Origin of the sequence: Pedobacter jeongneungensis, from assembly GCF_039538295.1 — a bacterium.
GTDB classification, from domain to species: domain Bacteria; phylum Bacteroidota; class Bacteroidia; order Sphingobacteriales; family Sphingobacteriaceae; genus Pedobacter; species Pedobacter jeongneungensis.
Map to the genome: position 1 here is coordinate 179,236 of NZ_BAABBY010000004.1, position 26,989 is coordinate 206,224.

At 39.1% G+C, this 26,989-nt stretch carries 15 protein-coding genes; 6 read left to right on the forward strand and 9 right to left on the reverse strand.

Going from position 1 to position 26,989, the window contains the following annotated elements; genetic code table 11:
* The first annotated feature begins 341 nt into the window (after positions 1 to 341).
* From ABD769_RS09075 to ABD769_RS09100, 6 genes are all read left to right on the forward strand, one after another.
* Positions 342 to 3,929 carry a PAAR-like protein gene (locus ABD769_RS09075; protein WP_344851105.1) on the forward strand — a complete coding sequence of 1,196 codons (3,588 nt, stop codon included), beginning with the start codon at positions 342 to 344 and terminating at the stop codon, positions 3,927 to 3,929.
* A 5-nt stretch (positions 3,930 to 3,934) separates the two neighbouring features.
* The gene (locus ABD769_RS09080) at positions 3,935 to 5,125 is read left to right on the forward strand and encodes a hypothetical protein (protein WP_344851106.1); all 1,191 of its coding nucleotides are present in this window, start codon (positions 3,935 to 3,937) and stop codon (positions 5,123 to 5,125) included.
* A 234-nt stretch (positions 5,126 to 5,359) separates the two neighbouring features.
* Positions 5,360 to 6,391 (forward strand): TIGR02594 family protein, encoded by a 1,032-nt coding sequence (locus tag ABD769_RS09085; protein ID WP_344851107.1) that lies wholly within the window; start codon positions 5,360 to 5,362, stop codon positions 6,389 to 6,391.
* A gap of 17 nt (positions 6,392 to 6,408) precedes the next feature.
* Positions 6,409 to 7,602 carry a hypothetical protein gene (locus tag ABD769_RS09090; protein ID WP_344851108.1) on the forward strand — a complete coding sequence of 398 codons (1,194 nt, stop codon included), beginning with the start codon at positions 6,409 to 6,411 and terminating at the stop codon, positions 7,600 to 7,602.
* Between the two features lie 121 nt (positions 7,603 to 7,723).
* The gene (locus ABD769_RS09095) at positions 7,724 to 8,032 is read left to right on the forward strand and encodes a hypothetical protein (RefSeq protein WP_344851109.1); all 309 of its coding nucleotides are present in this window, start codon (positions 7,724 to 7,726) and stop codon (positions 8,030 to 8,032) included.
* Between the two features lie 11 nt (positions 8,033 to 8,043).
* The gene (locus ABD769_RS09100; RefSeq protein ID WP_344851110.1) at positions 8,044 to 9,204 is read left to right on the forward strand and encodes a hypothetical protein; all 1,161 of its coding nucleotides are present in this window, start codon (positions 8,044 to 8,046) and stop codon (positions 9,202 to 9,204) included.
* Between the two features lie 563 nt (positions 9,205 to 9,767).
* Here ABD769_RS09100 and ABD769_RS09105 read toward each other — a convergent pair.
* The 9 genes from ABD769_RS09105 to ABD769_RS09145 all read right to left on the reverse strand — a co-directional run bounded on the left by ABD769_RS09105 (position 9,768) and on the right by ABD769_RS09145 (position 26,987).
* Positions 9,768 to 11,831 carry a glycoside hydrolase family 2 protein gene (locus ABD769_RS09105; RefSeq protein WP_344851111.1) on the reverse strand — a complete coding sequence of 688 codons (2,064 nt, stop codon included), beginning with the start codon at positions 11,829 to 11,831 and terminating at the stop codon, positions 9,768 to 9,770.
* A gap of 138 nt (positions 11,832 to 11,969) precedes the next feature.
* Positions 11,970 to 13,469, reverse strand: coding sequence for an alpha-L-fucosidase (locus ABD769_RS09110; protein WP_344851113.1), 1,500 nt, complete (start codon positions 13,467 to 13,469; stop codon positions 11,970 to 11,972).
* A 171-nt stretch (positions 13,470 to 13,640) separates the two neighbouring features.
* Positions 13,641 to 15,038, reverse strand: a complete 1,398-nt coding sequence (locus ABD769_RS09115; RefSeq protein ID WP_344851114.1) for an alpha-L-fucosidase — start codon at positions 15,036 to 15,038, stop codon at positions 13,641 to 13,643.
* Positions 15,039 to 15,088: 50 nt separating this feature from the next.
* A complete protein-coding gene (locus ABD769_RS09120) occupies positions 15,089 to 16,516 on the reverse strand; it encodes a hypothetical protein (protein ID WP_344851115.1) in 1,428 nt (475 codons plus the stop codon).
* Positions 16,517 to 16,971: 455 nt separating this feature from the next.
* Entirely contained in the window at positions 16,972 to 17,265 is a 294-nt protein-coding gene (locus ABD769_RS09125) for an alpha-L-fucosidase C-terminal domain-containing protein (RefSeq protein WP_344851116.1), read from the reverse strand.
* Positions 17,266 to 17,355: 90 nt separating this feature from the next.
* Entirely contained in the window at positions 17,356 to 19,140 is a 1,785-nt protein-coding gene (locus ABD769_RS09130) for a RagB/SusD family nutrient uptake outer membrane protein (RefSeq protein ID WP_344851117.1), read from the reverse strand.
* Between the two features lie 10 nt (positions 19,141 to 19,150).
* A complete protein-coding gene (locus tag ABD769_RS09135) occupies positions 19,151 to 22,291 on the reverse strand; it encodes a SusC/RagA family TonB-linked outer membrane protein (protein ID WP_344851118.1) in 3,141 nt (1,046 codons plus the stop codon).
* 17 nt (positions 22,292 to 22,308) lie between these two features.
* Complete coding sequence (locus tag ABD769_RS09140) at positions 22,309 to 24,120, reverse strand: RagB/SusD family nutrient uptake outer membrane protein (protein ID WP_344851119.1); 1,812 nt, start codon at positions 24,118 to 24,120, stop codon at positions 22,309 to 22,311.
* Positions 24,120 to 26,987 (reverse strand): SusC/RagA family TonB-linked outer membrane protein, encoded by a 2,868-nt coding sequence (locus tag ABD769_RS09145; protein ID WP_344851120.1) that lies wholly within the window; start codon positions 26,985 to 26,987, stop codon positions 24,120 to 24,122. Before ABD769_RS09145 ends, ABD769_RS09140 begins: the two co-directional genes overlap by 1 nt.
* Positions 26,988 to 26,989 lie beyond the last annotated feature (2 nt).

The window sequence follows — 26,989 nt, forward strand, 5'->3', positions numbered from 1 at the left end:
TTAGCTTTCCAATATTAAGATTAAGTTAAGTAACAGGGTTTGTTAATTCAAAACAAAAAAACTGTAGAAATACTTTCCCACTAAAATTATACGGGGAAAAATATCTACACCCCCTCTTTCCTAATTCCCCACATTACAGGTATAGTTAAAAAAACTTACACTCAAAAATATGGCTTAATGATCCAAATTATAAGGTTTGCTGAATAGAAACGCCTGTAAGAAATAATACATTAAATAATCAGTTCCAATACAAAATCTGTGGTTTAAATTTTGCCTGATGTTCTTTAAGAAATTACCTGATCTAATTTTTTAAGATTAACCATCAATTAAATTTAACCAAAATGGATTGGAGCACAGATCCTGAGCCAGTTAATGCTAAAGATAATATCACAGCTATTGATGCTGCCGATACCCTAAAGGGAGCAGGCCAGCCTGCCGTGCAGGAACCTGACCGTTCCACACCGAATACAGAAATTACCGAGATTTTGGCCTGCCATGGTGCAAAATGCACCTGCGATCAGGCTTTCGATCCTTCTTACAAACCATTAAAAGTACTCAGCCATAATAAATACATAATCAACGATAACGGTGAAACCAAACTGATCGCCACCACTTTAGAAAATAAACTGCTCAACCTCAACTTTGGCCAGTGTAAAGTACCAGATCCGGGAAAACCCGTGCCCTGTACGGCCAAACTGCAATGGAAAGATTATTACGAAAAAGTAGAACTCCCCAACGGGGCTTATGTGCTAACCGATAAAAGCACCGCAATATGTACAGCAAAAGGCGGAAACATAAAAATTGTTCAGCATGGCCAACAGCTTGATATCACTCCCCGCGAACTCGAAAATGCCAGTGCAGGCAGCTGGGTAGCTGATGGACCCTTGCTTACCGAGGAGTTTATGTACACCAGTGCGGTGGCAAAAAACAACGACGAAGACGGTGCGGCCGTAAAGTCAATCGCCCCGCTAACTTATGGCAAACTGCAACCGCTCAATAGCCCTGTTACTTTCAGGGCAGAATTTTACGGACAGCCCGGCGATGCCGAAAAGCAGGGCGTAAACTGGGTAATTTACGATATAAACGGCGAGCCCATGCAATTGCGCAGCGATGCCGGCGAAACCATCACCATTACCTTCAAAAAAGCAGGAATATACCTCATTGAGGCCTATGGAAAGGCAAATGGCGATAAAAAAGTAACCAGGGCTTATACCATCAAGGAAAACACGATCGAAACGGTAACCACGGTAGACGGAAAAACCAAAGTCAGGGTACAGGTACCTGTGACATTCAGGTTGAAAAGCCTTTTCCCTGGCCTGGCCGTACCCGGCGATATCAGTACCATTAGCTGGGAAGTAACCAAAACAGGTGGTACCGGGGTGCCTGCCCTTTTAACCCCAACAGGGAACATTACCCAGGTCATCTGTAATGATGAATGCACTTATGTGGTATCGGCCTGTTTTAACGGTGTCCCAAAACAATCAGAGCAGATCCATGCCCTGAGGAATGGGATTACATCAGTGATTGCCTCTGTTGAAAGTACGAGGATAAAAGAACAGATCATATTTAGCGTAAAAGACCATTTTAAGGTTTTACCTGCCCTGCCCGAAGAAAGTGCTGCGGTAAAATGGATTTGTAAAAACGATGAAGGAAAGCCTGTTGAAGCATTTGAAACCAAAACTGGTGAGACGGTAAGCCATCAATTTGAAGAACCAGGCGAATACACCGTACAGGCCTATCTGGTACAGCCAGGCGCAAAGGTAGCGGTTAAGATAACCGTCGCCCAGCCCGCGCTTATCCTCGCACAATGGGAATACCCCGAAGGTGGCAGAAAAATTAAAACGGGCTGGGGAGAAAAAAACCACGCTTACCTTAAATTCAAAGCGGCAGAGGGCATTACCGTTAACCTGGAGTACGGCTATATCGATGGTAATGGTAATGCCAGGGCCATGCACGTCATCAATGGTTTCAAGGTGCCCCAAAACCAGATACCCGATACCGCAAAATATCCTTTTGTACCACACGCAGCCCAATATTCAAAACTGTTAAAAGCAGGAACAGAATTTTATTTTAAGGTACATGTTGCCGATAAAAAATATGAAATTTTAAACGGGGATATCCCCCAGCCGCTGCAAAAACTAAAACTGGTTACAGGTGAAGAAATTGTAAGCATTGAATTTTTAACCAATGGTAAAGCAGTTATACAGGCCTTATATGGCAGTAAAATGCAATGCCGAATCCGCACCCGGAACCTGAGCGCAAAAAACATCTCGGTAAAAATATACCGTAAAGAAAGCCGCCTGGGACTGGATAACCTCAGAAACGATACCCTTGTACACCATAAAGAATATCCATTAAACCCTGACGGTACAGTTGAATTTGATTTCACACTGGACAAAAGCTGGGAAAAAAGTTACAGCGAAAAGCTACACCGCTTTTATGCCGTGATCGGAGAAATGGAGTTTTTTGGCATCAGCAACACCCTGATGGCCTTTAAGAATGATGTGCCCGCAAATGATGGCAAGGCACTGGTGGGGATTGGAAGACAGGAAGGGCACAATACTGGCAGCTGCCCGAGGTGCAATAAGGATATTACCCCGGCAGAACTGAAGCAGATATTCGGGGACGCAGATAATGAAACACTCACAACAGTTGCCAATACCTACAACAAATATATGGCAGAACTTGGCATGAACACCTGCTGGGTAAAAGCACATTTCTTTGCCCAGATCAGAGTCGAATCTAGCACTAAACTGCATTTAAAAAGTGGCGAAAGCTTCAACTATTATTATGAAAGCTTAATAGATACGTTTGCAACATTTAAATCTGCAGAAGGGAGAGAAAAAGCAAAAGAATGGGGACGTGCCAAGTTGAAACCAACCTTGCCTGGTGTAGATTTAGAAAACCAGAAAAAAATTGCAAACTGGGCATATTCAAGAAATGGCGAAACGGGCAAACAATTAGGGAATAAAGAACCGAATGATGGTTGGAACTTTAGAGGAAAGGGACTAATTCAGTTAACCGGGAGAGATGCCTATGTTTATGCAAATGCATATACAAAAAAAGAAAATTTCGACATTATAGCCAATCCAGATCTAGTTTTGACAAACATTACTGCAGCAACATTATCATCAATGGCATTTTTCAAATGGAAAGGTCTAATTGCTATTAGTAATGGTTTTTCCATAAACATACTTGTTTCTAAAGGAGTAGGAAATGAAGTTAAAAAAAGTTACTCCGAAAAACAGAAAGCATTTGATGACTATACTTCAAGGATATTTAGAACAAAGGATTGTGATTGGAATAAGATTAGTATTAAAATTCTAGGTAATCGTGCACCTTGGATGGAAATTGCCTTAAATGAGGCAAAAGCAATGAAAGGATGCCTAGAAAAAGATAATCCAATGTATGCAAGGGCCAAGGCATACTTAAAATATTGCGACAACTATGAGGAGCCCACTCATCCTAAAAAAGGACCATGGTGCGCTGCGTATATGAATTGGTGTATTGGTAAAACGAAGAATTCGAAAACTAACCAGGCTTATAGTCATTCAAATTCAGCATCTTCTTTAGTGCCTATAGGTAATCCTAAATATAAGAAGATACCAGTCCCCATTTATGGATGCCTGGTTGTTTATAAAGCGACAAATGCATCAGGCGGCCATACAGGCTTTCTTTATGGAAAAACAAAGAACGGGCGATTTATCCTTATAGGGGGAAATCAAGGAGATTCTATTCGTTTTAGTGATTATGGATCTTCATTTACATATAATGGGATTATTAAAAAATTCGAAGGTTTTTATATCCCTGCCGATTATCAACCTAAAGATGCAGATAAATTAAATGATAAGGATATATATGCTGATGTAGCAGAAATAAATAAAAAATATGGCATTAAATCAAAATTAAAAACGAACAAATCAAATTAGTCAAAATGAAGACAATTCAAATTATTGCTTTTTGCATCATCTTAACCGCTTGCAGAAATGAAAACAGAGAAAATAGTTTGCTAACAAATCAAAAAACACAAATTTCAACCATGCCGATAAAAGAGATTAAGGAAATAAAAGAGCATATTGAATTACAGAAAAGAGTAAATACTGAAGAAGAAGGGTTTGAAAATCCTTATTCAATGACTAGTAAAGATTTAGAACTGGCTTCAACAGTTATTTTTGAAGGATTGAAAAATAACGGCTTTAAGAAAACAACAGAGGAAGATTTTCTAAAACGGATTAAATTAATATTCGGAATAGAAAACAAGAAAAGCTCTAATTATAAAATTCATTCAACGAATATGTATATTTCCTTATATGGAAATCAAAATCTTCCTTATGAAGACTTGATAAAAAACGAATTTTATAATTCTATTGATACTCGAAATTATTATTTGATGCTAAAAAATCATATAATTATAGAACTTGAGTACTTAGAAGATATTATTAAAATAAGTAAAGATAATACTTATAAAATTATTGTTAAGCCCAATCTTGTACACAGGAATAAATATCTATTTAATAGTGACAAAGCAAGTTTGGCCTGGCTACTAAATAATGATAAACCTTTTTTAATAGCACTACTCGAAAAGTATGGATATGATAAAGATCCCAAAATAAATAAAATGGTGCTAGATTCTATCTATAAAGAATATACTCAAACAGGTCCAGTAAGAGGCCAATATATTGCTACGTTATTTTTCATTAAAGACAGCTATAATCAATTACAGATTAGAGAGGGTTTATTGAGATATGTTGAAGAAACCACAAGCTCAACAGATAATCGACTATTATATGCTTTAAGTGCCTTTATGGACTCTTTATATTCAGAAGATCGTGATCATATCTATAATGAAGACCCCTCTAAAAAATTTACAGAGCTAGAGAAAGCAAAAATAATAGCATACTTTACAAATATAGAAATTCCTCTTATTGAAAAGTATAAACAAGATCAGGTTATCTGGAACAATGCTACATCAACGTTCTATTACCTTGCACAAGAACAACCCCAAATGGTAGAATTGATTAAAAAAAATAATTATTTCGGTTTGCCTAAACTGAAAATCATGATTGATGAAACATTAAAACAAATTGAGGTTTACAACGAGCATTATCACGAAAGTAATCCATAAGCTTAATAATAATATTCCTTAAGCATATAATTTTGGGGTTCCTATGTTTTATAATGACGATGAATCATTACTAACGTGTAGCTCCTCAGTAATACGTAGCGTGACACTTTGATTAATGGCAACTTAAATAAAAAAACTGGTAAGCGAGACAGTCCCCCGTTTTCGTATTTCAGCAAACACCATGATGATGCTTATAAATATGGCCGGACCAAAGACCATGCGGCGAATCAAAAGATGATCGCCAACTTAGCCTACGCCGATAAAAACAGAAGTGTAGATAATAGGGTCGGAAATACCCAGGAAGGTGATGGCTGGAATTTTAGGGGCAAAGGCCTCATACAGCTTACCGGTAGAGAAAATTATACCAAAGCAAATGCCTATACTTTAAAATATGAAAAAACAGATATCCTTAAAAATCCTGATATCGTATCGAAAGATATTAAAATAGCAGTACTAACCTCTATGGCCTTTTTTAAATGGAAGGGGTTGATTGCAGAAAGTAATGGTACGCCAAAAACCAAAAAAATCTCTGAAAAGGTAGGCAACAATGTTGTAGACAGTCATATTCAAAAACAAAAGGCTTTCAGTGAATATACCTCAAAGATATTTAAAACAAGCGAGTGTGACTGGAAGGAAATTGAAATCAAAACAATTGGAAACAGGGCTCCTTGGATGGAAATAGCACTGAACGAAGCCAGAGCAATGAAAGGCTGCTATGAGGGAGATGAACCCATGTACACAAAAGCTAAATCCTATTTGGTTTATTGTAAAAATAACGCAGACCCAACTGATGGAGAGAATGGTCCTTGGTGTGCTTCTTATATGAACTGGTGCATTGGTAAAACTAAAAATGCTAAGAACAAAAATCAACCATATAGTCATCTTAAATCGGCGGGATCCCTTGCTCCTATCAATCACGATGAATACAAAAACATACCTGAACCCATTTACGGTTGTTTGGTAGTTTATAAGGCCACTAACGGATCAGGTAAAGGACATACCGGTTTTTTATATGGCAAAACAAAAGATGGGCAGTATATTCTGCTTGGCGGTAACCAGGGCGATTCAATTCGCTTTAGTAGTTATGGAAAATCATTTACTTACAATGGAGTTACTAAAGTACTTAAAGGGTTCTATATTCCTACTGATTATGAAAATAAAGATGCGGACAAATTGAGAGATGGTGATATTTATGAAAGCTCTGCAGTAGTAAACAAAAAATATGGCATTAAGCCAGCACCAAAAAAAGAGAATAAATCAAACTAAATTTTTAAATACAAAATATGAAAATAAATAAGAGATTGTTTTTTTGCATTATGTTATTAGCATTAAACAGCTGTAAAAACAAACCGACACAAAATGATTCTATTCTAAAAGAAGAAATACAAAAGCAAGATATGCCACTAACAATAATAGAAGAAATAAAGCAACATTTGGAATATCAAAAAAGATCAAGCAACGAAAATGAGGATATTGAAAATCCTTATGAAAGAAACTCAAGAGATTTAGAACTGGCCTCAATTGTAATTTTTGAAGGTTTAAAAAACAATGGATTTAAAGCTGTAAGTGACGAGGTATTTAATGAAAAAATTAAGGAAATATTTGGAATTGAGAATTTGAAAAATCTCCATTACAAAATACATGTTACAGATAGTTACATTACACTTTTTGGACAACAAAAAGAAGATTATAATTTCTTGATAAAAAATGAATTTGAGGGATTTGCTGATACTGAAAATTATTATCTCCTAAGAAAAGAACATTTATTTATGGAGCCTCATTCATTAAGGTACATAATAAAGATTAATAAAGATAATAGTTATAAAATTATTATAGAACCTTATCTTATTCATAGAAACAAATATTTATTTAATAACGATAAAGCAAGTTTGGCCTGGCTTTTAAATAATGATAAATCTTTTTTAGGTACCCTACTAGAAAACTTTGGCTATGACAAAGAGCCAAAAATAAATAAAATGATGTTGGATTCCATATACAATCGAAACCCTCAACGTGGAGAGTTAATTGCAAATTTGATTTTTATTAAAGATAGTTACAATAAATTTCAGATGAGAGAGGGCTTATTAAAATACATAGAAGATAATACTAGAGCAAAAGATAACCGTTATATTTATGCTTTAGGAGATTTTGCATATGTATTATATGATGGCGATGTGAAAGACGATGCTTATAAAGTTTTTACTGAAGATCCCTCCAAAAAATTCACTGATGTAGAAAAAGCGGAAATTGTAGCCAACATAGCCAATATCGAAAACCCTGCTATAGAAAAATATAAATCCCTAGCATCATCAGATGTATGGAATAAGTCAGGCTCTTCACTATATAATATTTCGGTTTCGCATCCTGAAGTAATTAAAATAATAGAACAGCATAATTATTTCGGCCTGCCTAAAATGAAAGAGATCATAGCTAAGTTACAGGAAGAGGCTCCACCAACTGGTGCAGATCCGGAATAAGCCGTAAGGTTAGCCAATTTTAAACCCATAAGCAAGTAGTTGTTTATGGGTTTACATTTAAAAAGCATTCCAGAACCTATTTATGGCTGCTTCGCAGTTTATAAACATAAAGATGGAATACATGGCCATACCGGTCTATTATGCAGCAAAACGCCTGAAGGAAAATATATATTATTTGGTGGAAATCAAAACAAACAATATGATTAAAGTATCAAAATATGATTGTTCAGGAAATGTTTTCTTTAGTTATCAAAAGAAAAATGGAACTAAAATATATAAAAAATTCAGAGGCTTTTTCAAACCGAAAGGATATATAATCAAAGAAATTGATAAACTAGTCGACTCAGGCTATTACAATAACATTGATGATGCAAATAAAAAAATTGGATTATCATCAATAAAAACTATTGCCGGAGAAAGAGATAATTAAAAAACTACAAAATGAAAAAGAAAATTACAATATCTACAATAATTACAATATTTTTTTTAAGTTTTTCCTGTAAAGAAAAGGAGAACAGCAATAAAATAAACAGTATGATAGACTTAAATATTAGGCCAATTTTAATTGAGCAAATAAAATCTGGTAATGATCAATCTTATGGAGGGTTTGATGATTACGGAGAGAAAGACCTAAACGCACTCGTTTTAATAGAGGCTAAGATACTAAATAACAATGGTTATAAAAAAATAGACACAGAACTATTTAATCAGAAAGTTGAAGAAATTTTTGATAGGAATATTGTTCAAAACTCAAAAAATAAATATATAAAAATTGAGACATATAGTGATAACAAATGTAACAAAAAATTAATTTATGCCCCATACACTGCTGATGCACAATACCTTTACATCACAAAAAAACAACAATTCATAACCGATTTCCATGCTCTTCCGCAGGTTTTGGATTATTTAAAACTCTATCCCGAACTATCTGAATATGAGAAGAAAGATATTGAGATTTATGATGCAGTGGCAAATACAAAAGTCAGAGCATCACAATGGAAAGACAATTTAAAAGAACTTACTCAAGAAAGAGAGAAAAACATTTTAACAATAGTCAATCGTAATAAGTATCTATTCAACGACGATAAAGCCAGTTTCGCATGGTTAAAATTTAACGACGATAAATTTTTAAACGATCTTGTAAAAATTTTCGGATATGTTAAAGATGAAAAATTATTATCATTTGCATTATCCAAAAACATAAATGATAAACAAGAGTTTTGTAAAATATTATGGAATCATAAATGTGATGGGAAAGCAATTTTCCATCAAGAAGTATTTAATCTTGTTAAAACTTACGATGAGAAAAAAAGACATGATTTTTTAGATAATTTATCACTTAAGATTATTAACCTAAAAAAAATTATAACCGAAAATCCAGAAATTACCTTTTCTCAAAAAGCGGAACTTTTAGGGAAAATAGCATATAATGCAGAAAAACTGGCTCAGCTCGATAATTATCAAACTTACCAATTTTTCAAAACTTTGAATGAAGATGTTTTTCAAAGAGAATTTGAAAAACAAAATTATTACAATATCCAAGATTTTAAAGAAGTTTATGACGAAGCTAAAACAGGTGGGATTAATTTTGCAGAATAAGTGCATTATAAATTAATCAAATATTTGGTTGATGTAAATAAAACTGGCGGCCATTCTAAATAAATAACTATTTCGAGAACCTGTACCTAACTGCATTTAAAAAGTGGGGAGAGCATGAACTATAGTGCCGACACTTTGATTAATGGCAACTTAAATAAAAAAACCGGTAAGCGCGACAGTCCACCATTTCTTATTTCACCAAACATCATGATGATGCTTATAAATATAGCCGGACCAAAGACCATGCGGCGAACCAAAAGATGATCGCCAACTTAGCCTACGCAGATAAAAACAGAAATGTAAATAACAGGGGCCGAAATACCGGGGGAAATGAACTCATATACATCAAAACTAATCCTATTTGGTTTATTGTAAAAATTAGCGCAGACCTATAATTGAAACTAAAATTGCGCAGCAACATCCATCGCTACGCAATCATTAACTAATCAAATAAATGTAATTGCCGCAAAATATCAGGTAACCAATCTGATTATTTAAACGGCGTATGGTAAATTTTAGACATTCTAATCAAACGAGAATACTATGGGCTTACATTTAAATCTTTATTTAAAATCCCAGCTGATGCTGTCTTTTATGGTTTTGCCATCTTTTATTGCAGTGGTTTCAATTGTATTTTTACCCTTTTTAAGGGTTATATTTTCGAATTTATACAATACATTACCATCTACCAGTTTAGGTTCGGCATTTACTTTCTTTCCGTTTAACAATAGTTTTGGGGCGCCGATATTCGAGTACACCACCACTCCGGTAAGCTGGTGCTTGCGGATCGTTGCCCTCCTTTCGGTTAGGTACAAAACAGGTTCTTTGCTCCAGTTGGCCTTATACCAGTAAAAAGCATCTTTCTTTATTTTACGGTCGAAGGTAACCAGGCCTTTCATATTACGGGCGGGCATACTGCCACGATTCCACATGGGGGTGGCAAAATCGAACATATTCCACACATATGAAGCCAGTATATAGGGGTGTTTGGCTATTATAGGCCATTGGATTTCGTGGGTTTTTGTTTCGTAGGTTTCCGGATAATCGGGCAGGGTATAATTGTAGGTATCCTTTAAATCTCCCTGCTCCTGCTGGTGCAAAATATTGCCATCGGCACCGTACTCTGATAAAATAACTTTATTGTTTGGGTATCTGGTTTCCAGATCTGTAGCCCATTTTTCTAAGGCATCAATTTTCCCTTCGTACCAGCCATAATACCGGTTCATGCCCTGCACATCGGCATTGAGGTTGGTTGGGCGATCCATTTCGCCGTAGCCACTTACGGTGACGGTATAACGGTATGGATCGAGTTGTTTGGCCAGGTCGTTTAAATCGCGGGTAAGTGCCGCAGGGAAATCGGCTGGCGTTTTGCCATACACTTCGTTATGCAAACCCCATAGGTAAATAGAGGGGTGATTGTAATTCTGTTTAATCAGTTCCATTAACTGCTGCCTCGCATTCTCGCCTTCCTCACCCGTGTACACATTTACGAATGGAATTTCGGCTGAAATGATAAAGCCCATACTGTCGCATTGCGAATAAAGGTATTCGGCCTGCTGATAGTGTGCCAAACGGATGGTAGTTGCCCCCATTTCTTTAATGATACCAAGATCTTCCTTATGCTGTGCATTACTTAACGCGTTACCATATTGCCACCGGTCCTGATGCCTCGAAACGCCGTACATGTTATAACGCTTTCCATTAAGCATCATGCCTTTTCCGGCTACCAGTTCGAACTTACGGATACCAAGGGGCTGGGTAACCTCATCAATTACCTGGTTATCTTTAATAAGCTGCGTAACTACTTTGTAGAGATATGGATGGTTAAAACCATCCCAAAGTATTGGATTTTGAACAGCCATTTGCTGAATATAATCTTGCCTGCCCTGGGTATTTACATTATAATTATCGGTTTGGTGTACCACACTTTTTCCTGCCTGATCGTAAATGGTGGTTTTGATTGATACACCGGTTGCGGCGATTAATTTGTTTTCTACTTTAATTTCGACCCCAATATCGGCCGATTTCTCAGAAACATTTTTCTGTGAGATGTAAATCCCCGGCGAAGCATAATCGGTAGTGGTAATGTTGAGTTTATTTGTTGCAATGAGTTCAACCGGACGATAAATGCCTCCGTAAATTCCGAACAGGAAATGATTTACGGGAATAATATCACGTTTCGCCGTATTATTCGCCTTTACCATAATGGTATTATTTTTGCCGATGTTTACCGCATAGCTGATATCTAAACAAAAAGCACTGTAAGATCCTTTGTGTTTGCCCACCAGTTTATTATTTACATAAACCTCGGCGGTTTGCCCTACACCTTCGAACTTTAAAAAGAGACGTTTATCTTTGTACTCGTTTCCAAAAACGAAATCTTTTTTATAGATGCCTTCGCCTTCGTAAAAGTTTTTGGAAGTTTGCATATCAACCGCATTCCAGGTGTGCGGAAGGGTTACTTTTTCCCACTTTGTTGCGGCACTGTCTTTTGTTTTTTTAAACGACCAATCAGCATTAAAAGGTAAGGTAATCCTGGCCTGTTGTTGGGCTGATGCAAAGCCAGCTGTAAGGGCAAATAACGCGGTTAAAAGTGTTTTTCTAAATCTGGAAGTATCTATCTTCATTCTAATGTATAATTGAGGTTGGTTTAACCTCTACTTGTTTTAATAATTTATATAAGTATCGTTATTGCTGAGGCACGAAGCAATCTTAATGCGCTCGCTAGTTTGCCTAACCTTTAGTTGCAGGATTGCTTTGTACCTCTACATCTTCGCATCCATCAGCTTCGCCGATTTTGCTTTAGGTGCAATCAGTTTCATTTTGATTACAAATGCCCTGTTAGGTTGAAAATCATTTGGAAGTATCACGTCGTAATAAGTATTCTTATCCAGATCCAAACCGATATCAGACTGTTTAAGCATTAAATTTTTAGCCCCAGTTAAAAGTTCGGCTGTGCCCGGAACCTGCCTGGCATTTTTAGGTACCGCAATACGGACTATACCATTTACAGGACGGTTAAAAACGGTTAAATATAAATTATCCTCCTTTTGTGTAAAATAACCCAGTTTTGAAGGGGTTAACGCGGCATGACGGACGCCATAAACCGCTTCGGCGTTCTGCTTAACCCATTCCCCGATTTCTTTTGCCAGTTTATCTTCTTCGGGATGCATGTTTCCATTTCCATCAGGACCAAAGTTTAACACAAAATTGCCATTCATTGATACCGAATGCATCAGCATATCCAATAAATCATCGGTGGTTTTGGTGTAAATGCCCGACCAATCTTTCATGTAACCCCAGCCATTTGGCGGAATGGTCATTACTGCATCCCAATCGTTACCGTTTAGCCATTCAAATTCTGCAGGCAACTTACGCTCCCAACCCTGCTCATAATCGCCAAGAATATTTCCGTTTGAATCAAAATGGCGTGATCCATGCTCATCGTTACGGAAACGGGAACCGATAATTAAACCCGGGTGTTTCTCACGAAGTTCTTTTTCCAGATTATAGGTAAACCCGTAAGCGCTTTTCCATGAGGCATCCCAGGTGCCATCGAACCAGAAACCTTTAATTTTTGGATAGTTATTAAGCAGTTCTACAAGCTGGTTGCGGGTATATTGCAGAAATTTATCAAACTTTGCTTTCTCTTCATCGGTTTTTGGTGCTTTGCCCATGTAATTCGGGTTATTCCATTCCAGAACAGAAAAATAGAGGTACACATCAATGCCTTCGGCGGTGTAAGCATCTACAATCTGTTTTACGATATCTTTTTTATATGGAGATGCGGAGATATTGTAATCAGAATATTTTGTTGGCCAAAGTGCAAAACCATCATGATGTTTAGTGGTAAAAATGACATACTTGGCGCCCATCTCTTTTGCCTGTTTGGCCCAGCGTCTGGCATCGAAATTTTTCGGGTTAAACTGTTTGTACAGGTTATCGTAGGTATTGGTCCAATCTTTTGGTGCAGTTGGTCCACCCCATAAACGGATCCATTCTGAAGCCGCCGCGCCTCCCCTTGCACTTACTCCATCCCACTCGTTACCGGCGATGGAATAAATTCCCCAATGGATAAACTGCCCCAGACCATAACTGCGAAAGGCCTGCATATCGGCATCGGTACGATGAGGCGGCGTTAAAGTGCCATATTTTACCTCCACTTTTTCTGCAGCCTGTTTTTTTGGTCCCGTCCACTGTGCATCTGCATGGTTTACAGCAACCAGAGCAGCAATAAGCAATGCAGGCTTAAGTATATTTTTCATATTTAAATTTTGTGTGTATTAATCTTCTTTATAGTTCAATGGTTTCTATCCACCGGAATATCTGGATGCAGCAATGCTTTTGATTTTGCAGGTATAAGAACAATGACATCTGTTGTTGTATCCCCGCATCTATATAAATAAACCATAGAAGTGCTATATATAAAAGCCTCTTTAATTGGTTGTTATTTTTAACACATAAACCGGGATCTGATTCTCTTTCTTAAAATCATCAGGCAGGTTTAACTTTAATTCATGATCACTTAGCGCCCACCGAACTTTGTTTTTATTGCCCAATAGTTCAATCTTTTTAATGCTTAATTTATTTTTACTGATCTGTTGGAGCGTTACATTTGCGGATGACCAGGTTCTTAAAAAAACATATACAGCTTTATCTTTTGCTGTATAATACACATCAGGTGTAATGTTTTTAGGCGTACCATCAAAAACAGCGTCTTTAATGGCATTTTTACTTTCTTCTATAGAGAGATTTTCTTTAGCAGCACTAACATTTTCTTTTACTGCGATCCAGGGATGACTATTGTAAATGGCTTCGTGATTAACATCCATCCATTTGCCCAGTGCTTTTAACCTTTCGGTTGCCCAATCAGGAAAAGTCCCATCGCCTTTTGGCCCAACATTTAACAAGAGGTTACCGCCATTGGCAACAACTTCTACCAGGTGACGTACTAATACTTCGGGTGATTTCCAAAGGCTATCGTGACGGTTATAAGCCCAGTTTTGTCCGATGGTCAGGCATGATTCCCATGCTTGTTTTGATGAAGGGGTTAAGGATTGTTCTGAAATGGAAAAATCGCCATATCCATTTCCAATTCTATTGTTTACCAAACAGTTTGGCTGTAGTTTATGCACTAAAGCTTTAAGTTCGGCGCTTTCTTTTTTACTGATCAGTTCAGGTGTATCGAACCATAGTACCCCAATGGGACCATAGTTGGTTAATAGTTCTGTAATCTGCGGCTTAACCTTTCTTTCGAAATAACGGTTAAACACCTTTGCATCTTCATCAGGATAATCCCAGGTATTGCTCCTACCCGCTTTTACCGGCCAGTTCGTAGGTACATCAGGATCCTGCCAATCTCTGCCTAATGAATAATAAAGGCAGAGCGTGAGTTTGTATTTTTTACAGGCTTTGGCGAGTTCGGCTACCGGATCGCGCTTAAACGGACTCCTTTTTACGATATTGTAATCGCTGCAGGCCGAATTGTACATAGCAAAACCATCGTGATGTTTGGCCGTAAAAACTATATATTTCATGCCGGTTTCTTTCGCTTGTTTTACCCAGGCATCGGCATCAAATTTTATCGGGTTAAATTGATTGGCGATTGTTCCATATTCCTGTACGGGAATACGCTCATAAAGCATAAAATGTTCGCCCCCTTTTACTTTGTGGCCTTTCCAGTCGCCAGCAGTTTGGGCATACAAGCCCCAATGCAGAAAGAGCCCGAATTTTTCTGTCCTGAATTTTTCCAATGCATTATTTTGTATTGTCTGCCCAAACAATAGCTGAACAAACAATACAAATAACAGACTTACGAAAAGTGATTTTCTCATTTTTATTTAAGGTTTGAAACGTTTAGCATAAGCCTGATTAAAAATAATAATTAAAGGGCAATTACTTTTATAGACGATGCCTTATCATTAAAAGTAGAAACATAGGTGCTTGATGAGGTTAGCTCGATGCTGCTTCCGGTAAAGTTATCTCCATCATACATAATCACTTTCACTCCTAAACCTACATTAACAGATGAGACATCGTTATTGCTGATGCCAAGGCTGATCAGATCGGCAGTTGTATATTGGCCAACGGGTAATGATATGCCATAACCTCCGTAACTGGCATTCTGGTAAAATTTAGCTGAACCATTTGCGCCTACCTGCGGCACCCCATTTAAAAAAGAGAAAGAATAGGTTTTGCTTACATTACCGCCATTCTTTAACATCAGCTTTACCCTGATGTTGTAAGACTCGTTGTTTTTGTAATAAAGCTCGCTAAAAGGAATAGTTGCAGAAATGGTGTTAGCAGTTGCAGGTGTTGACCTCCAGGCTACAGCGTTGTAATCAGCATCGCTGCTACCTAAATCAGGATCCATGTAAATCAGGATATCGCTCACCTCTTTATTACTGGTAAATGAACCTGAAACATTGAAAGCTTGTGTTGCTGAATTATAGGCAAACAAAGCGTTGATAGAAGTTGTGGCTGCCTCGTAAGGGATTTCGGTTGGCAAGGGATTTTGAAAAACCTCATTTCTGTTAAGGATAGCTGCGTCAACCTCAGTTAAAAAGGTTGGCTGACCTTTACTAAATGTTACGTTCCCGGATCCCATTAACGAAGTACCTAAAGTTGGTTGTTCTGAAGCATATTTGGCATGATCGTGTGGTAAATTTAAGCCATGACCAAGTTCGTGTAACATGCCGCCCAATAAATTGGAGCTTGCATTCGGGATCTTATCAACGGCCATGTTTACATTATCTACGGCAAAACAGTTTTTGCCATAGCCATAAAAAGGTTGGTCGCCGCCATCTGTCCTATTAGGCAAGAGGATAAGGGTGTGGCTCGAATTTGAAAACTCTGAGGCATGTGTTGCTTTATAGGCAGTAATTTCGTTCAGGATTTTAGTTGCCGAAACACCTGAATCGTATGGATAAGCAGATTGTCCGAATTGTGCGGGGATTTCGATAAAACGTACCAATCCGGTTGAGTCTACTTTAGGTAAGCCCATGTATTTATCATATCCATATCTTAACATTTCGGTATGGAACCAGCCCTGAAAATGTGCAAAAAGAGTAGTTAGCCTGGTTTTGTAATCAGAAAGGGCCGGATTATCAGTTGGCACAAACATTACGATGTTCAGGTTTTTGGTGTTGCTTACAAAACCGGGCGGTGTGGTTCCGGAGCCCAGTGCTAAAGTTTTTAATTTTGCCGATGTGGTTTCTGGTTCTGAAACCTGCGCTTTTTTACAGCTACTCATTAAAATGCCGCTCGAAATGGTTAAAAGCAGGGCAAAGCAAAGTTGTTTTTTGTTTTTCATTGTTTAGTGGTTTAAGGTTTTATTGGTTAATTAGTTGATTGATAGTTTATTGTTCATTGGTCATTAGTCATTGGTTCATTAGTGATATCGATCGTTTAAATCTTAATTTCTTAACTTCTTAATGGTCATGAATGTGGAATTAGTTATTTGTTCATTTATCATTAGTTCATTAGTCATTGGTTTATTGCTAATTCAATCCATCATCCATCTTACATTTTCCATCCTTAAAGATCCTTCGATTCCGCTCAGGATGACAAAACGAGTTAAATATTCCGTGTTTCCGCACCTCCGTGGCTAGCTCCTGAAACACCTGCTAATTGGTCATTGATTATTGATCATTGGAGATTCATTTCCATCATCCATCTTACATTTTCCATCCTTAAAGATCCTTCGACTACGCTCAGGGAGGGCATTTTTCAATAATCAACTCCATACTAACGACTTAGAACTTCCGACTAAAACGTAACCTTTAACACACGCCCCATACTGCTTCCGCTAATTTCTAATCCTTCGGGCACCGAAATTCGAAGTCCTTTATAATCCTGTTTCCACTCCAGTTTTTCGTTCGTTTCCTGGAGGAATACTTCTTTTACCTTTAGCTGGTTATCAGAAAGTGATTTTATGATCAGCTCCCCATATTCTTTTTCATTCAAAAAAATCTGTAGCTCATCATCCTTACCGGAATAAAATATAATGGGCTCTAATGTCCTGATTTTGGTTGTTGATGGGTTCATTAGTTCATTCGTCATTGATTCACTTGTCATTTATTTATTCGTAGATAATTCATCGTTGATCGCCTGGAGGCAAACTGAGTGCGGGCTTCGGAATTCAGGCGTTAACTACCATCCCGGGTTCTGCACCAATAATCCTTTTGATTTTAGCACCTCGGCATTCGGAATCGGAACAAAATACATTTGTGGCGAGATGAATATGGTTGTTAAAGCGGTAAAGCTGGTGTATGTAAAAGATCCATTGCTTTCTCTGTAAACCTTTGTGCCGTTTACACCTTCTTTTTCGGTTTGTTCGGCAGTTCTCCATCTTCTGGTATCGTAAAACCAGTGTCCTTCCTGGTAAAATTCTACCCTGTATTCGTTTCTGATGATTGTTCTGAGGTTTTCTTTTGTAATCCCTGCAGGTATGCCATATCTGCCATCGCTACCCGGTATGATGCCTGCCCTGTCTCTGATTTTATTTAGCCAGGTTACTGCCAGTTCGGTTTGACCTAGTTCGTTCAGTGCTTCGGCATAGCCCAGATAAACCTCGGCCAACCTAATGATCGGGTAAGCACGGTCAACATTAAGCGTACTGAAAGGAAGCCTGTCGTTACACATTTTACGGCTGTAGTAACCGGTTTTTGTGTAATACTGAGTAATGCCATCTGCGGAGGTAGTTCCTGTTGCCCGATCGGTAAAAATGCTGATGGGTTTTAAAACGGTAGTGGTTTTATCAGAAACCATGGCCTGGTTATAAATAATAGAATAGTAAAACCTGGGGTCTCTGTTGTTGTAGGGATTGGTGTCAACATAGCCGGAGGAAGGATCGGTTATTGCTTTACCATTGTTCATACCAAAAGCTTTTACAATATTCTCCGTAGGGTTACTCAGCGTTGTACCACTAAATGGCGAGGTACCCAAACTTCTTGGAAACCAATAACTTTCGAGCGTTTTTCCCTTTGCAATATTATAAACATAAATATATTCGGAGTTTTTACGGCTTTCGGTAAACATTTTCCAAAAACCGTTTCCAGGGTAAGCGGCCAAAGTGTTATCAATTACCAGCGCATATTCGGGCAAATCGATTACGGCTTTACAGGCGTCAGCTGCCTTTTGCCATAAACTGACATCGTAAGTGGTAGAATAGGTCACTAAAGGAGCTTGTTCAGTTGTTGCGGCAACAGGTGTTCCATTAAACAAAGGACTGGCAGCCGTGATAAATAACCGTGCTTTTAAAGCCTTGCAAGCGCCTGATGTAGCTCTTCCATAATCTACAGCATCTAAGTTAAGGGAGCCGGGTAAATCCAGCGCGGCTTTATCATATTCAGCAGCGATGTAATCCACACATTGTTTATAGGTACTTCTTTTGTACTCATAAGTAGGGAAATCATCGCTGGCGTCATCACCCATTAACTGTACTGCCCCGTATAGCCTTACCAGTGCCTGATAATAAAAGGCCCTTAAAAAACGCGCTTCGGCTGCCAAACGTTTCTTTTTAGCCGATGATAGTGGCGTTTTTGGTAAGTTGTTCAGCAGTTTGTTTGTGGCCCTTATTTTCTGATAATAAGCTGCGTAAGTAGCCTGAAAAGGTCCGCTTGAAGGACTGCTTCCCCCGGTAAGAAAAACATTCTGCCCGCTTAAACCACTTCCGTTGTTGGTACTGAGGTCGTCTAAATTTCCATTGTTATCGCTGGCGCCGCCGTTGCTTACCAGATTATTCCTTAGCGGAACAACATCCATACCGGTGGTGGCATAAATATTATTTAAAAAGTTATTGGTTAAGGCACTGTCGGCAAAAACCTTATCTTCTGATAATGGCTCGGTTTTGGGATCCAGTAATCCGTTTTTCTTGCAGGAAACCATAGCAATTATGGTGATCAGCATTCCGATGATAAAAAATCTGTTTTTCATTTCAAAAAAATTAAAGGCCAAATTGAATTCCAAAATTAATTACGCGTTGTTGCGGGTATTCGCCAACCGTAGTAGAGGCTACCGATTCAGGATCTATCGCAGCAGGCAGGTTGGTATAGAGCAGCCCCATGTTATAACCGTTGGCATACAATCTTAAACTGTTCAATCTTAGTTTCTTGTAGATTGCAGACGGGAACCTGTAACCAATTTCTACATTCTTCCACCGGATATAATCGCCTTTTTTGTACCAGAAAGTAGACTGATAAGTGGAAGAAGGATCGTTGGCATTAGACGCGCTTCCTGAAAGTTCAGGAAAAATGGCATCAGTGCCGGTAACAGGTGTCCACCTGCCCAGGTTTAAGGGCACCGAAACACGGTCTGGCCGGGCATAACTTACCGACCCCCTGTTCATGCTCAGCACATTCCCAAACGCCCCCTGAAACAAGGTAGATACATCAAATCCTTTGTATGAGAAACCAAAGCTAAAACCTGCGGTATAAAACGGATAATTGGTACCGATATAGCCTTTATCGTTAGCATCAATAATCCCGTCACCATTTAAATCTTTAAACTTTACCGAACCTAAGAACAGATTGCTTAACGGCACGGATGTGGTTAATTTTGGTGCGGTGTACAATTCTTCAAGGGTCTGGTAAAAACCGTCAAAAGTATAGGCAAATATCGGATTCGCCGTTTGTCCGGTTTGTGCCAGCCATGGGTATGGATAATCGGGTTCGTTTCTGTAGGTAACTTTATTTTTTGCAAAACTTAAGTTCAGGTTGGTAAAAACCGAAAAATCGGAGGTTATTCTATCGTTATAGGTCAAGTTAACCTCAAACCCTTTATTTTCCTGTGTACCTAAATTATATGGCGGAAGGCTGGCACCAAAGGTACTCGGAACAGAGCCGGGTGTAGTGAATATATTCTTCGTTTTTTTCTTGAAAAAATCCAGTTCCACAGCAAACCTTCCTTTAAACATTTTCAGCTCCATGCCGATGTTAGCATCGCGTGTTTCCATCCAGGTGATGTTATTATTGCCTAGTGTAGGTTCTGCCAAACCACCATAACTAACCGGATTTTCGCCGAATACATAAGAGGCACCTGAAGATGTGGTATAACTTTTAACATACACATAGGTACTCGTACCAATATTGTCGTTACCTGTTAAGCCATAAGATCCCCTTATTTTTAGCAGGTCGATAAACTTGATGTTATTTTTAAAAAACGGCTCTTCGCTAATGTTCCAGCCCGCACCTACCGCCGGAAAAAGCTGGTACTTTTTATCTGACACAAACCTGTCGGAACCGTTATACCCTCCGCTAAAATCGATCAGGTACTTTTGTTTATAATCATAGGTAACCTTTCCTGTTAACCCGCGGATATTATAAGGTTCGGTAACAATCGCCCCGGTATTCGGGTCTTTATTATACCTTGATTGTGTGGCCAGAACCAAAGCCGTAACATTATGGTTGCCAAAACTCCGGGTATAGTTAAGGTTAAACCTTAAACTTAAATTTTTAGACATGGGCGAGTTTGAAGAACTCCTGGTTAGCGGCCCCATTCTATACAAGCCCGTAACCACCGGATCGTAAGCTTTTGTAAAGGTGTTGTAGGTATAAGCTAAAATCTCATTGGAATTCCGTGTTAAACTTCTGCCAAAATTGTAATCGGTAGCAAAAGAAACCAATCCATTAATGGCCAGACCTTTTGTAATAAAATCAAGCTGTTGATTGGCTTCGGTAACCATATTGAGGTTATTGGTGTAGTTTCTGTTATAACCCGAATACATGAGGTTAGCCACCGGATTTGGTTTGATACCCGCCGGGTTTGTAGAACTTGCAATTAAACCGTTCGGCCAGTAAACGGGATATGAAAAAGCATTCAGTTCACCATTCCACAGGTATTGAAAAGTGCTTCCTCCGCCATTCCAGGCCGCATCGTTTGGTTCGTTGGTAATGCCAAACCTGCCCGACATGTCAATCCTGATTTTTAAGGTTTTAGTCGGTTTTAAATCTACGTTTGACCTGAAAGTATAACGGTTATAGGTGTAATTAGATTCGTATCCCTGATCTTTCGAAAATTCTTTAAATAATCCCCCCTGAGACAGGTATCCTAAACTAATAAAGTATTTCGCATTGTTTGTGCCGCCGTTTACATCAAAGTTGATGCGGTTCTGAACACTCACTTTACGCATTACCTCATCCCACCACTGTACATTCGGGTAATTGTATGGATCGTCGTTTAAACGGTAATGTTCTAAGGCATTATTGGCGTAGAATTTAGAGAAATCGCCAGTTTCCGGTGTTCTGTTTGTACCCACATACTGCTCAACCAAACGCTCACGTAATAAGTTCAATGTGGTAAAACCATCATTAACTACAGGTTTTTGTGTTGGCAACTGTAAACCTGATTCGTATTTAAAGCTGAGTTCGGGTTTACCCGGATTACCTCTTCTTGTTCTGATAATCAACACACCGTTTGAGCCGCGAACGCCATAAACTGCAGTGGTAGAAGCATCTTTCAAGATGGTAACGCTTTCTACCTCATTCGGATCGAGCTGGTTAACCTGATCGAGTGTGTATTCTACATCATCAACTATAATTAAAGGGCTGCTTCCTCCGGCGTAAGAATTAATTCCCCTGATCTGGAAAGCAGCACCATCTTTTCCGGGCTGGCCGCTACGTTGCTGGGAGAAAAATCCCGGCAACCTGCCTGCCAGTGAATTTTGCAGACTCGCCGAAGGACTCTGCCTGATCTGCGCCCCGCTTATTGTGCTGGTTGCCCCTGTATTGGTTACCTTTTTCCCCATTTGTCCTACCCCTAACACCACAACTTCTTCTAAACCCTTGGCATCTTCTTCTAAGGTTACCGAAACGTTCTTTTTACCTTTTACGTTAATTTCTTTAGGTAGATAACCTACTGATTTTACAACAATGATGTAATTGGAACCCCTTAATTTTAAGGTAAACCTTCCCTGTTCATCTGTTTTGGCTCCATTGGAAGTAAAATCCTTCTCAAATATGGTAGCGCCGGGGATTGCCCCTATTTTATCTGCTATTGTTCCTGATATGGTTTGTTCAGATTGACAGAAAGCCTGATTAAAACTTGTCGTAAAAATCAAAAACAATAAACTATATATAATTTTTTTCATTTGATTTGCCTTAAATGTTACCAGTTTGGATTCTGTGTCATTGATGGATTTGAAACCAGCTCGTTAAACGGAACCGGATACCAGTACATTTTGCCGGCATCAAATTTTACCGGCGTTACCTCAACAACCTGATAATTTACAGTTGTACCCGTTAACTTTGCCTGGATGCCATGTAATGTGCCGTTTAAAACATTTTGCGCTATTTTCCACCTTCTGATGTCCCAGAAACGCTGTTCCTCAAAGGCCATTTCTACCCTGCGCTCGTGCCTGATTCTGGTTCTCATATCTGCCTGGTTTAACCCTGAGGGAAGATTGGGCATGCCTACCCTTGCCCTTATCGCATTTACAGCAGCATACACCGAATTATCTGGCCCAACAGCTTCATTTTGAGCCTCTGCATAGTTCAAAAGAATTTCGGCATACCTGAAAATTGGAAAAACATGGTTTGTAGCCGTAAAATCTGTTGTAGAAGAGTTACTCGTCATAAATTTTCTCATGTAATAACCGGTTCTGGTTTCGCCACTGTTGCGCACCCCGAATCCAAAGGGTCTGTCCAGCCCGCCATCATAAGTTTGCACGGGCCTGTTTAACCAGTAAAGGCCATTATAGGTTACTGTAGAAGGAAAGCGTGGATCGCGGTTATAATAAGGATTGGCAGCAACATAGCCTGATCCACTTTCCAGAATCATTTTACCATTGGTCATTTCATATTCATCTACCAGTTCCTGCGTAGGGTTTGTTTTACCCGCCCCGGCCCTGGTGTAGCCTACCGGATCGTTATTTGTTTCTACACTATTATTTGTGGTAGCCATGTAAGGCAAAATAATTTCGTTGTTTGATGCGGTAGAAAAAATGCTTAGAAATTTATTCACCGAAGTAACATAAGCCGATAAATTGGCCGCAGTGGTTATTCCTGCCAGCGTTGTGGTACTATAATGCGAAGTAGTAGCAGCATTATGAAGGGCATAGGTAAATTTAGCTGCACTTACACTGTCCATAATGGCTTTAGAAGCTGCAGCAGCCAGTGCCCATTTAGTGATATCGTTACCCGGATTATTTAAGGGACTTGCGGCGTACAAAAGCAACCGCGATTTAAGCGCCATGGCTGCTCCCCTGCCAAAGCGGCCATAATAGTTGGCGGCAAAAGTTCCGTTGGCACCGGCGTTGGCTGTTAGTAAAAAGGGCATGGCCGAATCCAGTTCAGACAGGATATAATTTTGAACCTCACCGTAACTATTTCTGGGCACATTAATCTGTTCGGCAGCATCAAATACCTTGTTGCCAATTAAGGGTACCCCGCCCCAGCGTTTAAGCAGCTCGAAATAAAACATCGCCCTTAAACTTCTGGCTTCTGCTTTCCAACGGTCTTTCAGCCCTTTTGTAAACAGTGGAACACGGTCTATTTTGCTTAAAAAGATATTTACTTTTCTAATTGCGGCATAATTTGCAGACCAGGTATTATCTGGGTTTACGCTTGAACTAATCCCACCGGTAGAAAAATACTGGATTAAGTCGGTATTGCCATTGGGTACAGCATCATCTGATCCCGCATCCAGGATATTACCCACACTTGCCGTTATTGAGAACAGTGTCTGAGAAGAAACACCGATTCTGTTGAAACCCCTTGGAAGGTCTGCATAGATATTGTTCAGGAATTTTTCTGCATTTACGCCTAACGAATCTTTGGTATCGAAAACCAGGTCGTCGCCAATCAGTTCTGCAGGAGGCGTATCGTCGGCAAGTTTTTTACAGCTCACCACTGCAAGGGCGATTACCATCACCAAAATGGCAAACGATACTTGTTTATATAGTTCAATATGTTTCATCATTATAATTTTAGAGTAACACCACCATTAATTATCCTGTTGTTGCCAAAACCTGTAGTTAGGGATTCAGGATCGAAGTAATCGAGCTGGGTAACCGTAAATAAATTATAGCTATTTATAAAGAAGCGCAGCTTGCTGATTTTCGCTTTGCTGATCAGCCTTGCGGGAATACTATATCCGATCTCCAGATTCTTTAACCTGAGGTAATTTGCCTTTCGTAACCAAAAATTTGATGTTTGTGTGTTATTGGTATTGCTGCCCAAAGTAAGGCGTGGCAAAGTAGCCGTTTCAGTATTTTGAGGGGTCCAGCGGTTTTCGGTTGTATAATTCAGAACGTATCCGGTACTGTTGTTAAATGCCGACATGGAAAGTGAATTTAGCTGCACTTCTCTGTTCAGGATGCCCTGAAATAACCCGCTTAAATCGAAATTCCTGTAGCTGAAGCCGAAATTCAGTCCGAAAAATATCCTTGGCTTATCTGTCCCGATTTGTTTTGCATCTAAAAAGTTAATCAGGCCATCACCATTTAAATCTTTGTATTTAATATCACCAGGCTGTGGGGTATAACCCTGCAGCGTAGCCGTATTGGCAGCGTTTTCGCCAGTTTTGTAAAAACCGATGGCTTCGTAACCCCTGCCGGCTGTTACCGGACTCCCCTGATTGTATAGCCAGCTGTAGGGTAAATTCTGCTCATCGTAGGAGAGTATTTTGCTTTTTTCGAGCGAAACGTTTAGACCAACATTGTAATTAAACGGACTTGTTTTCTCATTGGCAAAATTGATGGTGGTTTCTATTCCGGTGTACCGCGTTCTGCCAATATTTTCTGTCGGATAGGTTTGTCCGAATATGCCCGAATTATATCCGTTACCTGCAGCCCTGATTAAATCGCTATACCGGTTTTTGTAATAATTAACACTTACATTGAGTTTATTCTGCAGAAAAGCAGCTTCGGCACCAAGCTCGTATTTCAAAGCTTTTTCGGCCTGCAGGTTACTCGCCACGCCAGATTCTGATGCACCGCCAACACTGCCTAAACTTGTTCCGAAAACATAACCAGCGGCTCCTAAAGAATACCGCTGGATGTAGCTATAATAGCTTGACGGATCTGCCCAGGCCGTTTGCCCAACAGTTCCTTTTAATTTTAAATAGTTAACCACGCCCGGTTTAAACCACGATTCGTTGCTAAGTAACCAGCCTAAACCCAGGGAGGGTAAGAAATTCCACCTGTTTTCGGGTGCATAACGGTTGTAACCTGCAAATACACCAGCCAGTTCTGCCAGGTAAGTTTTACCATAATTATAACTGGCTGTTAAACCAATATTCTGATAAATTTGATTCAGCTGTATATAACTCACCAAACTGTTATCGTTATTATAAGTGGCAAGAAAATTCATTTCATGCTTACCTATCTGCTTATCATAACCCAGTAAAAAGTTAACATAGGTTTGCTTTAACTGCCCGTTGTACGAATATGTAGCCGTACCTGCCTGCAAAGTACCATCAGCTCCTGATTTTGTGTAAGTAGTTGTTCCTGCAACCGTTGTTGGATAATAAATGGCGAATGTTTTGGTTCTGCCAGAATACTGCTGATAATAATTATTGATAGACAATACGCCTTTTGCCCACAGTCCTTTTGTAATGTCGTCTAATTTATAGTTCAGGCTTACATCGGCACTCAGGGTACGGGTATCAACCGGGATATAACCTGTGCTGATGGTGTTAGCCAAAATGTTATTGGTAATCTGCGCCGTTCCGCCATACGTACCATCGGGGTTTCTCGGGGCATAGGCCAGTGGAGAAGTGGCAAATATTGCCCCCATAATGGCAGATGCACCTAAATTTGGTGTGGGCGAAGCTATACTGCCCGGCCCGTTGTTGTTTTCGATGGCACCAAAAATATTCAGGCTTACTGTAATATCCTCATTAAAATCCATCTGGGCATTGGTTCTTACGCTGTACCTCTTGTAAAAATTATTGGTATTGTAGGCGTTATTGTCGTCCGTAATAAAATTACCATCCTGATTAAAATGTTCCAGGCTTACGTAATAACGATAGGTTTTCGAATTTCCGGCTACATCCACATTATAGCGTTGCTGTGCGCTTTTCTTTTTATACACCAAATCGTACCAATTGGTATTGGGCTGTAAAAATGGATTATTGGTTCCGTTTTGATAGGCAGCAATGGTAGCGGCATCATAAAAAGGTGCAGAACCAGGATTAGTGTTTTGCTGGGCTTCGTTATATAACCTTGCATAAGCTGCGCCAGTAATAAAATCAGGCGTTTTCAAATTGTTTAGAAAACCATACTGGCTGCTAAAGCTGATTTCGAAAGGTTTGCGCTCTGCCCTGTCTTTCGTGGTAATGTACACTACGCCATTTGACGACCGCAAACCAAACATTGCAGTAGAAAGTGCATCTTTCATCACTGTAATCGTTTTAACATCATTCGGGTTAAAGGAAGTAAACGATCTGATTACGCCATCAACAACAATTAATGGCGTTTGTCCTCTCAGCCCAAGCGTTGCATTATCGTAACCGGAAGCGCCCGACGATTGAATGGTATATAATCCGGCTAGTCTGCCAGCCATCACATTAGAAATATCTGCTACGGGCGTTGTATTTACATCGGCACCGTAAATGGTGGAACTCCCTGCCAGTTGAAATTTTCTGCTTTTAACACTGTTCCAGTTATCTATAATGGTGTTTAAGTAAGCTTTATTGGTATCAACCCGTACGCTATCTTTATTTTGGGCGAATGATACAGTTGGAAACCCCAGCGCGCAAATACCCGTAATCATCAGCATCCGGCTGCATGCTTTAGGCATAAGTTCAGATCCAAATAATTTAATTTTTATGTATTTTTTTATCATAT

What these genes read in the sequence shown, in the direction of transcription:
- ABD769_RS09125 (WP_344851116.1), bottom strand. Translation starts at nt 17,265, where the DNA reads ATGACGAATGAACTAATGAACCCATCAACAACCAAAATCAGGACATTA.
- ABD769_RS09110 (WP_344851113.1), bottom strand. Translation starts at nt 13,469, where the DNA reads ATGAAAAATATACTTAAGCCTGCATTGCTTATTGCTGCTCTGGTTGCT.
- ABD769_RS09140 (WP_344851119.1), bottom strand. Translation starts at nt 24,120, where the DNA reads ATGATGAAACATATTGAACTATATAAACAAGTATCGTTTGCCATTTTG.
- ABD769_RS09080 (WP_344851106.1), top strand. Translation starts at nt 3,935, where the DNA reads ATGAAGACAATTCAAATTATTGCTTTTTGCATCATCTTAACCGCTTGC.
- ABD769_RS09115 (WP_344851114.1), bottom strand. Translation starts at nt 15,038, where the DNA reads ATGAGAAAATCACTTTTCGTAAGTCTGTTATTTGTATTGTTTGTTCAG.
- ABD769_RS09075 (WP_344851105.1), top strand. Translation starts at nt 342, where the DNA reads ATGGATTGGAGCACAGATCCTGAGCCAGTTAATGCTAAAGATAATATC.
- ABD769_RS09145 (WP_344851120.1), bottom strand. Translation starts at nt 26,987, where the DNA reads ATGATAAAAAAATACATAAAAATTAAATTATTTGGATCTGAACTTATG.
- ABD769_RS09100 (WP_344851110.1), top strand. Translation starts at nt 8,044, where the DNA reads ATGAAAAAGAAAATTACAATATCTACAATAATTACAATATTTTTTTTA.
- ABD769_RS09120 (WP_344851115.1), bottom strand. Translation starts at nt 16,516, where the DNA reads ATGAAAAACAAAAAACAACTTTGCTTTGCCCTGCTTTTAACCATTTCG.
- ABD769_RS09085 (WP_344851107.1), top strand. Translation starts at nt 5,360, where the DNA reads ATGATCGCCAACTTAGCCTACGCCGATAAAAACAGAAGTGTAGATAAT.
- ABD769_RS09090 (WP_344851108.1), top strand. Translation starts at nt 6,409, where the DNA reads ATGAAAATAAATAAGAGATTGTTTTTTTGCATTATGTTATTAGCATTA.
- ABD769_RS09130 (WP_344851117.1), bottom strand. Translation starts at nt 19,140, where the DNA reads ATGAAAAACAGATTTTTTATCATCGGAATGCTGATCACCATAATTGCT.
- ABD769_RS09095 (WP_344851109.1), top strand. Translation starts at nt 7,724, where the DNA reads ATGGCCATACCGGTCTATTATGCAGCAAAACGCCTGAAGGAAAATATA.
- ABD769_RS09105 (WP_344851111.1), bottom strand. Translation starts at nt 11,831, where the DNA reads ATGAAGATAGATACTTCCAGATTTAGAAAAACACTTTTAACCGCGTTA.
- ABD769_RS09135 (WP_344851118.1), bottom strand. Translation starts at nt 22,291, where the DNA reads ATGAAAAAAATTATATATAGTTTATTGTTTTTGATTTTTACGACAAGT.